Raw genomic sequence first — 255 nt, 5'->3', positions numbered from 1 at the left:
CACCCATATTAACCAACTTCAACGAAATTCCTTCTTGCTCCAAATGCTTAAAACCTGTAGCCGCATCTGATAAAGCACGATCCCATGCGCTAAGATCCGTCTGCTGAGCCCCTACATGAAAAGAAACCCCATATGCTTGTAAGCCTAATTGATGCGCCCGACGTAACACATCAACCGCCATAGCAGGAACACAACCAAACTTACGTGACAACGGCCACTCTGCACCTATTCCATCCGTAAGAACGCGGCAAAAAA

At 47.1% G+C, this 255-nt stretch carries 1 pseudogene; it reads right to left on the bottom strand.

The features are described from left to right. A pseudogene (locus J7R12_RS08845) lies at positions 1-255 on the bottom strand (ornithine decarboxylase); the annotation flags it as partial.

The organism is Bartonella vinsonii subsp. vinsonii (genome assembly GCF_902825235.1).
GTDB lineage: Bacteria > Pseudomonadota > Alphaproteobacteria > Rhizobiales > Rhizobiaceae > Bartonella > Bartonella vinsonii.
This window is presented reverse-complemented; position numbering and strand designations above follow the sequence as displayed.